Here is a 13,902-nt window from a genome sequence, read left to right on the forward strand (position 1 = left end):
CAAATTCAGTCGGAACTCGCTTTAGTCAGCTATGTGATATGCGGCTAGTTTTTGTAAATCTGCCGGGCTTACTTCTGCAACAATTTGCGTGCCATTTTCCAAGTATTCGGTTTCTAAAACATCAGCATGGTCGTTCAAATAAGCAACAACTTGTCCAGCTTCAAACGGAATTAAGAAAGTTGCTTTTTCATAGCTAGCGAACAATTCTTTACGAATCACCTCTGTTAGAAATTCCAAACTTTCTTCTTCCCGCGCCGAAAAGACAATCGTATTCTCCGTTTGTTTAGGGTATATTTCGTCTTCTATCAAATCAGCTTTATTATACGCATAAATAACCGGAACATCTTCCACGCCAACAGCTTTCAACGTTTCTTCCGTGGTCTTCATCATCGTTTTATAATGCGGATCCGAATAATCTACCACATGAATGAGCAAATCAGCATCGCGCGCTTCTTCAAGTGTGGAACGGAATGCTTTCACGAGTTGATGCGGTAGTTTGCTTACAAAACCAACCGTATCTGTGAGTAAAAATTGCTTATTATCCGGCAACACAATTTCGCGCACACTTGTTTCTAGCGTAGCGAAGAGCATATCTTTCTCAAAAACTTGTTTTTCAGCCGTTTCACTATAGGCACGTACTAAGCCGTTCATTGTCGTGGATTTCCCCGCATTCGTATAACCAACGAGCGACACCACAGGAATTTCATTTTTCTTCCGTTTGCGACGACGGACTTCGCGGTCATCTACGAGCATATCAAGCTCTTTTTGCAAATGACGGATTTGATTTTTGATAGTACGGCGGTCTGTTTCGATTTTCTTTTCACCGGAACCACGGTTGCTGAGCCCGCCTTTTCCGCTTTGTTGGTCCATATCTTCGCCTTGTCCAAAAATCCGCGGAAGTTCATATTTCAATTTGGCGATTTGGACTTGCAGTTGCGCTTCTTTTGTTTTTGCTCGGTTCGCAAAGATAGCCAGAATCAAACCAGTTCTATCCATTACATCCAGTTCGAGCGCTTCTTCTAAATTTCTGATTTGCGACGGCGAAAGTTCATCGTTAAAAATAATCAAGCGTGCTTCCTGCATTTCTGCCAGGCCTTTGATTTCATCCACTTTCCCTTTTCCAACATAGGTAGCGCGGTTTTCACGGTCGATATTTTGGCGGATTTCACCTACCACTTCCATATTATTTGCAGCCGCTAAATTGGCTAATTCTTCCATTGAGTAATCAAAATCTGTTTGTTTTTGGCTTATACCAACGATTAATATTTTTTTCTCCATAAAAAAGGACCTCCTGAAATAGATTCAGCGCGGTCAGGGTTCTGAGTAGATTGAAAACACAAAAACAGCATCAAAAAGATACTAGATTGCCTTCAAATGAAGCGAGTTCCCCTTCATTCTACCCATATTTATTTTGGGTGCCATACATGCACGCAAGACCAATCCCGTTATCCACACCAAATAAGCATGGATATTCCCGCACTATTAAATTAGTTGCATAGATTTTTTGGGAAACGTAGTCTAATATAACGCATGATGGGCAACCCTCCGTTCAATTTAGATGCCCCTAGTTTAACATGATGGCTGTTGTTTCGCAACTAATTCTCGTTAATTTGGTCGTTCAATCCGGAAAATCTCCCCAAGTTTCGTATAGTCATTTCCCGCGAGCCGAGCAATTGGCGCAAGCTTTTCTGGAAAAATGTACTGATGCTCTGGGTCAAACACATCATCTGCAAAATCGTATGTCACAATACGCGCTAAAATCAAATCAGAAACAACCTCGCCAGCATCATTTTTTATCGGAATGATTTGTTCCAATTTGGCAGTAAGGACAATTTTTGCTTCGGAAATCTTTGGTGTTTTCATGTCTTGGACTGGCTCTAAATGCAAGTTCGTCTTGTCGATTTCGCTCACATCTCGTGCAAGGCGCGCGGCGGTTTTATTCATTTCTTCCACAAATTCCTCGCTGACAATATGGATGTTCAGTTCCTTCGTGAAAGCCGCATTCCGCGCAGTATCTTTTTGCTCACCATCTGCGCGTTGGACAGCAATCGAAACTATTGCAGGAGAGCTCGAAACGACATTAAAAAAACTGAACGGGGCGGCGTTAACCGTCACCCCGTTTTCAGCAAGCGTTGTTACAAAAGCAATTGGTCGCGGAATAATACTTCCTGTTAAAAATTTATAATTATCTTTTTGGGATAACTCAGCACTTTTGAAAATAGTCATCTACTTACCTCATTTCTGGTTGTTGTGATACCATTTTTTTGCTTCTTCTAGTTCTTCCATGGTGAGTGAGTGCCCAGCCGCTGTCCAAACTGTTTCGACTTTCGCACCACGTTTTTCGAGGATTTCAACCAGTTTTTCGGAAGCTTCAGCAGTAATAAGCGGATCATTTAAACCAGCTGATAAAAATACACTACGATGGCTAATCGAAAATTCGGGTTGTTTATTCCCGGCTGGCATCGCGTGAAACAAAATCGCTTTATGGAAACTATCCTCTGCTTGAAGTAACGCATTGGCAGCAATATTGGCACCGTTAGAATAGCCTACCGCAATAATTCGCTCAAAATCCAGTTGGTACTTTTCAGCAAGCTCCCGCGTCGTTGCAATTAATTCTGCAGTTTTACTTTCCAAGTCTTCTAAATCTAAACTGCCGTCATGAAATCTTTTGAAAAATCGATTTGCTCCGCCTTCTTTAATATCTCCTCGCAATGATAAAACAGCGGCATCACCCGAGATAAATTCTGCTACTTCGACAAGCGACTTTTCATCGCCGCCTGTCCCGTGAAGTAGTAATAATGGCGCTAATTCCTTATTTTTCGCTGGGATAAAAATATGTTCCATCGACTATCAGCTCCGTTTCGTATTAATTGGGCGTACCATTTTTTCAATTTCCGCGCGTTTTGGTTCTAAAAATGGTGGTAAAGCTAATTTTTCACCGAGTGTTTCATATGGTTCGTCGCTCGCAAAGCCCGGACCATCTGTCGCAAATTCAAACAAAATTCGTTCCGAAACAGGCACGTATAAAGATTCAAAGTAGAAGCGATTTACATAGCCAGAATTGGGCGCTTCGATTGTATTCATGCGATCAATCCATTTTTGTAACTCCTCGTGGTCTTCTACTCGGAAAGCCACATGGTGCACGCCGCCGTAACCTTGCATCGCAGCAGGAATGTCCGTACGCTCTTCGACAATCACTTGCGCCCCGTTTCCACCTTCACCAACCTCGAATAAATGAAGTCCATCTTCTTCGGTCACTTTTCTAAAGCCAAAAATGGTTTGCAAAATCGCCTCCATATTTTTCAAAGAAACAACGGTTAAAAAGACTGGTCCTAAGCCGTAAATCGCATATTTTTCTGGAACTGGACCGTTTTTCCACGGCGTTCCCGCAGCTACGCCTTCGTTATTTTCGTCGGAAATCAGTTGTAATTGTTGGTCATCAAAATCTTGGAATGTTAGATATTTTTTACCGAATAAAGTTTTGATTTCGCCGTGCGGAACTTCTAATTGTTCAAAACGATCAAGCCAATATTCCAACGCCGCATCACTAGGTACACGGAAAGCTACACGTGAAATACTGTCTGTTCCGTGGCGCCCTTTTGGTAAATTTGGAAAATCGAAAAATGTCATATCTGTTCCCGCAGAACCTTTGTCATCCGCGAAAAACAAATGATACGTATGAATATCGTCTTGGTTAACGGTTTTTTTCACTAAACGCATTCCTAAAACTTCTGTGAAAAATGCGTAATTTTTCTCGGCGCTACTTGTCATTGCAGTTACGTGGTGAATTCCTTTTAAATCTTTAATCATGATAAATCTCCTCCAAAATAAGTTTCAATTTCTGTTCTTTTTTCTTCTAAAAAGCTTGGTAAGGCTAGTTTGTCACCCATTGTTTCGAGTGGTTCGTCAATAGTAAAACCGGGGCCAGCACTTGCGAATTCAATCCTCAGTCCACCTGGCTCACGAATATATAAACTTTTAAAATACTCACGGTCAACAAATTCTTCTATTTTTAAATCGTTTCGAACGGCTAAATCGTGCAGTTCATCGACGGCTTCTTTCGTTTCTAAAGTATAAGCAATATGATCAATGGTTCCGCGTCCTGTGCGGGATTTTTTGTTTGATGTGGTCACATGCAGTTTCGCAAAACTCATCTCGTCCCTATCTACTAATACCCCATTCTGACTTTCTAACCCAAAAAGATTCGTGAAAAACTGGCTGGTCGCGGCCGGGTCTGGCACGTGATAATCAGCGCCGATAATCCGAACAAGTTGTTTTTCAGCCGGGATATCGGTGTGAATGGTTGGGTTAGAATTGGTAGCTGGTATTTCCGTTAGGATGATGCCCATTGTGTCGGGATCTTGTAAGGTTAAAGTCTGGCCGTCTTTTTGAAAAGAAATCGCAAAATCGTTTAGCCTTTTTTCCCAGTAAGGGCTTGTGTCTGTTGGTATGCCTAGGGTGATATTGCCGAAAAAGGCGCGTTCGTCGTAGCTTGAGCCGATGCGTGGTACTTCGAAAAAGGTCAGCAAAGTCCCGGGTGAACCGATGTAATCACCGTAAAACAGGTGGCGCATATGGATATTATCTTGGTTCACTGTATTTTTCACGAGCCGTAGCCCTAATATTTCTGAATAAAAATGATGATTTTCGCTGAAAGATTTTGTTAGCGCGGATACGTGATGAATTCCTTTAATCATTTGTTTGTACCTCCTTTTTGATTACTAACTATAGTTTATAACTAAACTATTCAAAAGGAAAGTTTTATGCTCACAAAAAGTAAGTAACTTTTATTGAACGCAAAAAAGAGCGCCGGTAAGCGCTCTTTAATAGACATCTCTTTTGGTGAAAATAATATAAGATAAAACGAATGCGACTAGCATCCACGCGGTTAAGACGAGCATTGAGAAACTTAATGTCATTCCTTCGACTGGTGGGCTGGAGCCGTTTAAATAATTTGTTAGTTGTAAATTGACCATAAATAAATATTTCGCACTCGGCCAAGAGCTGACGAGGTTGGTTAGAATCGTTCCGGTAATAAGTGAGGCGAGCATAATTCCCATTACGGCGGCTGTGGAGCGGACGAGTACGGATACAAACATCGTTAACACGCCGACCACGACACTGACAAACCACGCAAGGCCAAATTCCATGAGCAGTAATTGCCAAACTGGTAGTTGGTACACGTCTGTTGTTGTTACGGCACCATCTTTCATGCCAAACCCGGTGAGAACTGGCGCGTCCCAGCCACCGTAGCCAAAGACAATCCCAGAAATCAAATAGGCAATAACGGCGGATAACACCATAATCGCGGAAATCGAGAGCAACATTGAAACATACTTACTCGTCAAAATCCGCCATCGCTTCACAGGCCTTGTCAGCAAGAACTTCATCGTTCCCGCGCTTGTTTCAGCACTGATTAAGTCGGCTGCTATAACCATGATAAAAAGTGGAAACAATAAACTAATGCCATTTTCGACAAAGGTTTTTAGGAAAGTTGGTGCTCCGGGTGCATTTGGGTTGATGTCATTATCTAAATAATATTGTAGTTGCCCGACAAGCACTTTGAAATATTTTTGATATTCTTCGGGTAACCGACCTGTGCCAAGTCGATTTTCAAGGTCGACGATTTGTTGCTGAGTCTGTACATGCCAATCGCTTGTCCCAGCTTGCTTTTCGTCTTCTTGATGCTGTCTGAATTGCGCATACGTGAAAATCGCTACGATAATTGCCACCAACGCTAAAATAACGATGAGCCGCTTTTTACGCCAAAGTTTTAATTGCTCATTATACACTAAATTAATCAATAGACTGACCTCCCGTTAACTCAAGGAATAGATCTTCAAGGGATGGTTTTCGCTTGTCGATTTCATGGACTTTGACACCTTTTGCAACGAGCTGTTTGTTCCATTCCGCACTACGCTCATCTATAGCTGTCACAACGTATTCGCCGTCCACTTCCACTTCGGTCACACTTTCCAAAAAGGCTTTGGCTTGTTCTATTGGAGTCACCCGCCAGCGTAATTGCGCACGAGAACTGAGCAAGTGCGCAACTTGGTCGGTTTTAATAATCGTCCCGTCCGTCATAATCGCCACCCGATCACATAAAAGTTCAATTTCACTTAATAAATGAGAAGACACGAGCACACTTATACCTTCATTTCTAGCCAGAGCACGGATAAAGTCGCGCATTTCGTGAATTCCAGATGGATCGAGACCGTTTGTTGGTTCATCAAGAATTAATAATTTCGGATTCGAAAGTAATGCCTGAGCAATTCCTAAACGTTGGCGCATACCAAGTGAATAAGTAGAAACTCTGTCATTTATCCGCTTTTCTAGCCCAACTAGTTCGGTTACTTCTTGAATACGTTCTTTTTTAATCGAAGAATCCATTCGGGCAAAATACGCCAAATTTTCTTGTCCTGTTAAAAAGCTATAAAATTCCGGATTTTCAACGATAGAACCAAGACCCCGCATCGCTTCGGTGAAATTTTTACGAATATCTTTGCCACCAATCAAAATCGTTCCAGACGTTGGTTTGATTAAGCCGACAATCATTCGAATCGTCGTCGTTTTCCCAGCTCCATTCGGTCCAAGAAAGCCAAAAACTTCTCCGGGCATTACTTCAAAAGAGATCCCTTTAATAATTTCTCGTTTACGAATTTTTTTATGCAGATTAGTTACTTGAAGTGCTCGCTCCGTCATTGCCTTTTCCCCCTCCCGTCTGAATAACTTCGGTCACGCGATTGCCGATAAATTGGTATCCAGCATGATTTGGATGGAATTTATCACTGGCTAAATAGGCAGCCCCATTTTGCTGAAATAAATCAAAGGTTGGGACGTAAATAATATTTTTCTCGTTTTGCGATAGATTTTGACTTTGCAAATTCCACTCATTCGCAACTGCCGACATTTCGCTCGCATTTTCTAACGACATAAACGGATTATACAGCCCAATATGAAAAACTGGCGCGGATGGATTTAACTTTCGTATCGTTTGATAAATTTGTTTTAGATTGCTTGTATAACTTGCTTCGGCTTGTTTAATCGCATCGCTTTTAAAATCATCCAGCGCTTCCCCACCACGGAACAAATCATTGCCACCAATCGTCATCAAGATTACATCGGCTGATTTTATTTGATTTTGCACTTCTTTTTGGTCTAATTGTTTGAGAAGTTGTCCTGATTTCGCCCCGCTAATAGCAAGATTGACATTCTCGACATTCTTCTCTTTTTGTTTGTAGAAATTCTCCACCACTCGGACATACCCGCCGCCTTCTGTATCACCAACACCATATGTAAGCGAATCACCAAGCGCCGTTATTTTAAAAGTATCTTGTTTTTTCGTTACAGTTGTCTCTTTTTTGGCGGTGGTTTTCGCATTATTCGTTTGATGATTTTTCTGCCCATACCAAATCGATGCCACACCAACCACGCTCAAAATTAACGCAATAAGGGAAAAGCCTAACAGAATTTGAACCGTCTTACTTTTTTTCACTGACAACCACCTACCGTTTCATGAGGTTTATATTTCACTAAGTATAGCATATTTTAAAAGGAGACTCCTTCATTCCTCACATTTCAACTCCAAATAAAACCCACTAAATCAACTTAGTGATTTAGCGGGAGTTAAAATTATCCATTATTCTCTTGTAATTCTCAACAAGCTTCTTATGAAACACGACTAAAAGAATGGATTTCCCTGCAAGTCTTATTCCATCAAAATTGCTTTTGTTAAATCGTCCACGAAATCTTGTTTATTTTCTGCTTTCGATGCTTCGGAAATTGCATCAATATCATTTGGTTTATCATCCCAACGGCCAGAATCTGCGGTTACCGCAATATGGATACTTTTATTTTTATTAGCATTCATAAAAGCGGATACGTTTTCTGGGATATCATTGGACTGCACTGTAGTGAATAGCACTACTTTGTCATAATCAGCTGCTTTTACTTTGTCTAATTTTGTTGTATCGATAATGGAAACATGCACGTTTTTGCCTTCCATGTCTTTTTTCACTTGGTCCATTACACTGTCTTTGAACTTACTACCTTGAGTTGCAAGTAATACATGGTTCCCTGTTGCTGATTGATTTATTTCGGCATTTTCAATAACATCCATTGATTTAATAAAACGATAGGATAACATCACTCCTACAAATATGACTACGGCGATTCCTACGACGATTAAGCTGATTTTTAGTGGTTTTTTCATGTTAAATTCCTCTTTTCTGTTAAGTGATTCCAAAAATTTTGGTTAAACTTTGTGTAAAGCCATTTTCCAGCCCAAAAGCTAGTAGAATGGTGATAATCTCAGTGGATGTGCCAAGTGCGACTAATAAATTCCGAAACTCCTATCGAAAAATGAAACTGATATGATACAAATCTAAATCAATATCTTGTAAATCTTCTCCGGTATACAAACCTCTCCTGAATAGTCCGTATCAAGTCAACTAATTATGTTTAATAAAATGGACTTTCCGCGACCACTTTTTCCAATATTTTCAAATAGTGTCCATTTTTTTGGATTTCATATAAATGTAACTTCCGGCAATAATAGAACATAATATTGCGTTCCAAATAATGGATAACAGTGAAATTTCAAAGTGACCACTTGGTAAAATCGAAATAATTCCAGCACTGTTATAAATATGCAAATAATATTCAGCAAGCAAATTCACGATTAAAATTCCGAACATCAATAAGATTACGGCTGCTTTTTGAACATAACTAGCTTTCACATGATCTTTTAACCAGCCCACTGGGATAACAAAATAGCAAACAAACATGGCGATAAATAAGAACATCATCAACGTTCCAGAAGCAAAAGATAGTGCATCGCCAGCTTCCATGCGTCCTGTTTCAAACCCGTAATACCAAATAAAAACACTTTGAACTAAAATAACCGTAATAGCTGCTAAATAAGCGGCGAATAGTTTTCCAAAAAACTTCTTCATTTCTGAAAACCCAGAAAGGGATGCAAGTGTTAAGTTTTCTTTCGATGTATCTAGTTTGGTTATTTTCCAAGTGGTGATTAGAATTAGAAGTACACTCATCACGGTCGTTCCGCGAATAGCTCTAAAGAGTAAATCTGGCCCTTCCATTAAGTTCATTGTTAAACCTACTAAATTCAGTCCCCAGATAATGGCTAGTCCAATCAAAAGAATCGGACTAATTTGTTTTAAATAAAAAGTGATCATTTTTTTCATTTGTTCATTTCCTCCTTATAGAAATCGATTAGTGAGTTACCTGTTTGTTCGCGATAAGCTTCTGTCTCGATTGTTTGCAGTGTATGGTCTTTAATTAACCAAAGTTTGCTATATAATTTTTCGGTTCCTTCTAAATGGTGGGAAGAAATAATCGTGATAGCATCTGGATTTGTTTCGCTAATAATAGCTTTCATTACTTCTGAACGAGCCATAATATCGATACTCGCAAATGGTTCATCATAAAGATACAATTTGGCTTTTCTTGCTAAAACACTACCAATTTTCACTTTCATTAACATACCTGTTGATAGTTCGCCAAGTTTTAGTCGTTTGTTAATTCGCCATCCAGCAAGTAATCTATCCCACTTATCTAACTCCATATCTTCAAAAAGCAAAGCATGTTGTTTCATAAAATTTTCTATAGTAATACTTTTTTTCGCGTAAAGTTCATTATTTAAATAAGCGATTTGCTGGCGGATATCATTGGTAGTAAATAGTTCATTGTCTAATTCCAATGTGCCACTATCCGGTTTCTTCAAGCTTGCTAACATATCTAGCAAGGTCGTTTTCCCGCTGCCATTTTCACCAGTGAGTACGATCATGTCGCCTGGCTTTGCTTCGAAGTCCACATTTTGTAAGACTAATTTATTTGGATAGGATTTAGCGATATTATTCCCTACTAACATTTACTTTTACCTCCTCTACTTTTTTCACCCAAGCGATGATTTTTTCTTTATTAATTCCTAATTTACTCATTTCACTAATAAAATTTTCGGTAAGTTGTTTTGCGATGTCATTTTCCAATTGCTCCATTCTCCTCTTATCTTCTGTCAAATATTTACCAGTACCTCGAACGGTGAAAATAATTTCCGTTTCTTCCAGTTCTGCATAAGCTCGCTGGATGGTTGTCGGATTTACTTCTAACTTTGTTGCTAGTTCTCTAACAGATAGTAGCTTGTCACCAGCCTCGTATGTTCCTGTAACAATTTCTGTATGAATATAATGAACGATTTGCTTATAAATGGGTTTACTATCATCAAACTTCATAATTTCCTCCTTTCGCCTGTCTGTCCGTATCACCGTACCACCTGGGTCACACTGGCTATGAATGTACTATATCAAAGGATTTTCGCGTGATTTATACATTTAATATATGAAAAAAGCCTTTTCGTTTCGTAAAAAAAATATTTTCTTCTTAGAAATGTATACAAGGCGCTATTCTATCGAACGTCACAAACTGTTCAAAATTCTTTTTCAAAATAAATAGCGTATACTAAAAGGATAAATACATCCGAAAAGGAGTGACACGAATGCCAGAAAAACTTGATACCGTACTTGGCTATTTAAAAGAATTTCCGGATTACTATAAACATGTAAAAAAGCAAACCTATACAATGAATGAAAAAATAATTTTTGAGGAAGAAAAGGCAAAACATATCTTTTTCGTATTAGAGGGTTATGCTGCAGTCGAATTAGAGGATAATTTGAGAAAAACGAACTATATTTCGATATTTGTTCTTCCATATAATATTTTAGGAATTGATGCATTCTCTTCCTATCCGAAAAAAAAGCATAGTATTACGGTCATGAGTGAACGGCTCGTGCTTTATAAAATTGATGCTGACTTTTTACTCAATATATTGTCTGTAAAACCTGATGTGAATGATTTTCTTTTGACGAGTACTGCGGATGTTTTCGCGCGCCACTACGCACTTCTTGGAATGATTGCCAAAACGCCGAAAGAACGGATTTATATGGCTTTGGAAAATCTTGCAGCCGAGATGGGCACTGAAGATGAGGTAAAAAATGAAATCATGTTACCAAACTTTATCAATCAGTCAGTCCTTGCCAGATATTGCCGCACGACGCAGCCAAACATATCCAATTTACTAACCGAACTTGTAGAAGAAGAATTTTTGGTCAACAAAAAAAGCCCTTACCGGATTGATAAGGACTCTTTGGATATATGAGATTTATCTTAATTTAATAACTTAAATCATTTCCATTAGTTTCAATTACTTTTTTATACCAATTTAAAATTTTCTTCTTCAAAGCATCAAAGATAGTACGTTTTTATACGTTCTTCCGCATTAAAAAAATCCCAACGACTCCTCCTATAAGGATAATCGGTGCTAATCTGACAAACAACCATTCAAATGTATGAAAAGCTACTCCAATAACGCTAGTTTCAGGGTCACTATAATCCCACCCTAGGTAAGGACTATTTAGTATTATAAAGACCGCTGAAATTATTGCTATAACGGTACACATCGAGATAAATAGCCAATAAAGCATTTTTCGTCTAGCGGTCTTTCTTTGTGCGAGCTGTATGTTTATAATCTCCAGTTTTTCGGAGATTGCTTTTAGGTCATCAACCTTTGAAACCATAACAGTTTCTCCAAGCAAAGTGCTTACTGGTGTTTCAAGCACTTCCGATATGGAGATTAACATATCGGAATCAGGAACTGACAATCCTTGCTCCCATTTAGAGATTGTTTGTCGCACCACATTCAGTTTGATGGCAATTTCTTCTTGCGAAAGTCCTTTTGATTTTCTGATTGCTTTAATATTTTCGTTTAACATTAGAGATAACCGCCTTTCTTTCAGTTGTTATCACTATTGTATGAGAACCCGTCCATTGCTACAAGCAACGCATATTAACATTCAAATTTATACCCATGATATGCTGTTTGGCACATCACTCTTCTAAAATAGACAGCCTAGTTCTTATATATTTCAGCTATGATTTTGTTTTTTACGCCTGAAGAATAAACTGAATGCGACACATACTGCTATTAAACCAAATACACTATACAACAAGCTATCCCAAAGATTATCCCCAGTAGTTGGTAGTTTTAATTTACCTGCTAATGTGGATGTTTCACTTTGTGTGGGCGTTATTTTTAAGCTTGCTGATTTCTCTGTTACCTTTTGTTCGTCTTGTGCTTTTGGTGTGGTTGGTGTCGTTGGTTCTATTGGTATGACTTGATCTGATGGAGTAGTTGGTGTAGTTGGAGCGGTTGGTGTCTCAGGAATGACTTTATACACATATGTGACAGTTTGCGTACTCGCTTCAAATTCCCCACTCGCATTGGTCGGCAATTTGCTCTCATCTAATGTAAACCCTGCAATTTCTTTGGCTTCGGTTTGATAAGAGCTACCTAATTTACCAGTTAAGTTTTCAGAAGTAGTTATTTCGTCCCCATTTTCATCTACATATTTCACCGTGACTGGTGCGCCTTCCATTTTTTCATACACATACGTAACAGAAAGTGGCGCGTAGTCCAATGTGCCAATTACATCCACTGGTAATTTAGAAGCATCTAATTCATACTCATCAATTGCCAATTGGTATTCGTCGGTTGTTACATCATAATCGTCGCCTACAAATCCACTAACTGTCTGTGATTCATGGATGGTTTTTCCAGCTTCGTCCACGTAATTAACTGTTAAATCTCCTGCTATCGTACTTGGAATGTCGACACCAAAAGTTACTTGGTTTTGCGGATTGTTTGGTGCATTATCCAGTACAACACGAATATTATGGGAGCCAGAACTTAAACTCTTTAAAGAAATGCTAATGTCCGAAGTTAACTCGCCCTCATAAAGCAGTTTTCCAGATGCGTCGTCCGTAATCGTTACCTCGTGCCCTTCAAAAAGTTCCCTTTCAAACATAAACTCTGCATGTAAATCGATAAATGTGGGGCTACCGGGTAGAAAAGGTGTAAGTAATGTATCACTTGTTAGGTTAGTAAAATAGCTGTTCGTTGCTTTCAAATGACCGTTATATTCCGGCGTACTAGCTGGATAAACAAAAGTTGAATAGGAATAAATACTTGGCTCCGGCTCCCTACTATTAATGGTCACTTGATTACCCGAAACATTCACTTCATTTTTCCCTGTTCGATTTTCGTATAAGCTTAAAGGAATTTGGCCAACTAGCCGGTTGCTCTGTAAAGCAATCGACGAAATATTTCCAAGACCATCAGGAATTGTTCCAGTTAAATCATTATAATCTAATCGAAGTTCCTTCAGCTTAGTTAATTCCCCAAGTTCAGCCGGAATCGTCCCGGTTAAATTATTACTGTATAAAAGTAAAGATTCTAATGAAACGAGATTTTTAATTTCAGGTGGTATTTCCCCTGTAAGCCCTCGTCCAGTAAGCGTAATTCTAGTAATTTTCGCCAAGTCCCCAAACGTTAAATCTACCCCAACTGTTTTTGGTGCGAGCTGTTTATTCACTTCATTAATTAACCAAGTCTGCCCTCCCAAATCTTGAGCAGTCACTATATCCGTAGCCACGTTCGTTGAATTCACTTGTTGTTTTGTTTCTGTTGGCGCAGTTTCCTTTTCAAGCGCTGACCCCAAAAGTGGATTGACGCTAAAAATACTGAAAGATATCGCTATCGTTGAAAGAAAAGTAATAGCTTTTTTCATTAATGTCTAACCTCCTGTTTACTTTGATTACTACTAAAATTATACTCTATCTTTTTTTAGTAAAATTCCTTGCACGGCAGTAAAAAAAAGCTCTTTGTGAACATTTAGTGAAAATTATCCACCATAAAAATAGCTACTTATTTGGTTAAAAATATTATTTTCACATCAAAAACAACTTATTTTTTTAAAATTTATCCCTATCAAAATAAATGAAAATCACTCATAGAGCCGTTATATACAGCCATTTTAATTTAATCTT

15 protein-coding genes and 1 pseudogene are annotated in these 13,902 nt (G+C 38.9%); 1 reads left to right on the forward strand and 15 read right to left on the reverse strand.

Translation table 11 applies throughout. The features are described from left to right. Window positions 1-21: 21 nt before the first annotated feature. The 13 genes and pseudogenes from hflX to HCJ55_RS04970 all read right to left on the reverse strand — a co-directional run bounded on the left by hflX (window position 22) and on the right by HCJ55_RS04970 (window position 10,253). Window positions 22-1,278: a GTPase HflX gene (gene hflX, locus HCJ55_RS04915; RefSeq protein WP_185517266.1), complete on the reverse strand. Its 1,257-nt coding sequence runs from the start codon at window positions 1,276-1,278 to the stop codon at window positions 22-24. A gap of 327 nt (window positions 1,279-1,605) precedes the next feature. Beyond that, window positions 1,606-2,226 (reverse strand): flavin reductase family protein, encoded by a 621-nt coding sequence (locus tag HCJ55_RS04920; protein ID WP_185517267.1) that lies wholly within the window; start codon window positions 2,224-2,226, stop codon window positions 1,606-1,608. 9 nt (window positions 2,227-2,235) lie between these two features. Continuing rightward, window positions 2,236-2,844, reverse strand: a complete 609-nt coding sequence (locus HCJ55_RS04925) for an alpha/beta hydrolase (RefSeq protein ID WP_185506205.1) — start codon at window positions 2,842-2,844, stop codon at window positions 2,236-2,238. A 6-nt stretch (window positions 2,845-2,850) separates the two neighbouring features. Beyond that, window positions 2,851-3,810: a ring-cleaving dioxygenase gene (locus HCJ55_RS04930; protein WP_185506204.1), complete on the reverse strand. Its 960-nt coding sequence runs from the start codon at window positions 3,808-3,810 to the stop codon at window positions 2,851-2,853. After that, entirely contained in the window at window positions 3,807-4,697 is an 891-nt protein-coding gene (locus HCJ55_RS04935; RefSeq protein ID WP_185517270.1) for a VOC family protein, read from the reverse strand. Before HCJ55_RS04935 ends, HCJ55_RS04930 begins: the two co-directional genes overlap by 4 nt. A gap of 126 nt (window positions 4,698-4,823) precedes the next feature. Beyond that, window positions 4,824-5,804, reverse strand: coding sequence for an ABC transporter permease (locus tag HCJ55_RS04940; RefSeq protein ID WP_185517272.1), 981 nt, complete (start codon window positions 5,802-5,804; stop codon window positions 4,824-4,826). Next, a complete protein-coding gene (locus tag HCJ55_RS04945; protein WP_185517274.1) occupies window positions 5,797-6,702 on the reverse strand; it encodes an ABC transporter ATP-binding protein in 906 nt (301 codons plus the stop codon). Before HCJ55_RS04945 ends, HCJ55_RS04940 begins: the two co-directional genes overlap by 8 nt. After that, the gene (locus HCJ55_RS04950; protein WP_185517276.1) at window positions 6,674-7,495 is read right to left on the reverse strand and encodes an SGNH/GDSL hydrolase family protein; all 822 of its coding nucleotides are present in this window, start codon (window positions 7,493-7,495) and stop codon (window positions 6,674-6,676) included. The genes HCJ55_RS04945 and HCJ55_RS04950 overlap by 29 nt, the downstream gene beginning before the upstream one ends. A 213-nt stretch (window positions 7,496-7,708) precedes the next feature. Beyond that, entirely contained in the window at window positions 7,709-8,212 is a 504-nt protein-coding gene (locus HCJ55_RS04955) for a hypothetical protein (protein ID WP_185517278.1), read from the reverse strand. 22 nt (window positions 8,213-8,234) lie between these two features. Then, window positions 8,235-8,351, reverse strand: a pseudogene (locus tag HCJ55_RS14020) (hypothetical protein); the annotation flags it as partial. A 150-nt stretch (window positions 8,352-8,501) separates the two neighbouring features. Then, window positions 8,502-9,206 (reverse strand): ABC transporter permease, encoded by a 705-nt coding sequence (locus HCJ55_RS04960; protein WP_185503853.1) that lies wholly within the window; start codon window positions 9,204-9,206, stop codon window positions 8,502-8,504. Beyond that, window positions 9,203-9,892 (reverse strand): ATP-binding cassette domain-containing protein, encoded by a 690-nt coding sequence (locus HCJ55_RS04965; protein ID WP_185517280.1) that lies wholly within the window; start codon window positions 9,890-9,892, stop codon window positions 9,203-9,205. Before HCJ55_RS04965 ends, HCJ55_RS04960 begins: the two co-directional genes overlap by 4 nt. Continuing rightward, on the reverse strand, window positions 9,876-10,253 hold the full coding sequence (locus tag HCJ55_RS04970; RefSeq protein WP_185517282.1) for a GntR family transcriptional regulator: 378 nt from the start codon (window positions 10,251-10,253) through the stop codon (window positions 9,876-9,878). The genes HCJ55_RS04965 and HCJ55_RS04970 overlap by 17 nt, the downstream gene beginning before the upstream one ends. A 263-nt stretch (window positions 10,254-10,516) precedes the next feature. On the opposite strand from HCJ55_RS04970, the gene HCJ55_RS04975 reads away from it, so the two are divergent. Beyond that, complete coding sequence (locus tag HCJ55_RS04975) at window positions 10,517-11,176, forward strand: Crp/Fnr family transcriptional regulator (protein WP_185517284.1); 660 nt, start codon at window positions 10,517-10,519, stop codon at window positions 11,174-11,176. Window positions 11,177-11,279: 103 nt separating this feature from the next. Here the strand turns inward: HCJ55_RS04975 and HCJ55_RS04980 are convergent, their stop codons facing one another. Together HCJ55_RS04980 and HCJ55_RS04985 are read right to left on the reverse strand one after the other, a co-directional pair. Beyond that, window positions 11,280-11,789 (reverse strand): helix-turn-helix domain-containing protein, encoded by a 510-nt coding sequence (locus tag HCJ55_RS04980; RefSeq protein ID WP_185390864.1) that lies wholly within the window; start codon window positions 11,787-11,789, stop codon window positions 11,280-11,282. 153 nt (window positions 11,790-11,942) lie between these two features. Next, a complete protein-coding gene (locus HCJ55_RS04985) occupies window positions 11,943-13,643 on the reverse strand; it encodes a MucBP domain-containing protein (RefSeq protein WP_185517286.1) in 1,701 nt (566 codons plus the stop codon). Window positions 13,644-13,902: the final 259 nt, after the last annotated feature.

Origin of the sequence: Listeria marthii (assembly GCF_014227425.1) — a bacterium.
Lineage (GTDB): Bacteria > Bacillota > Bacilli > Lactobacillales > Listeriaceae > Listeria > Listeria marthii.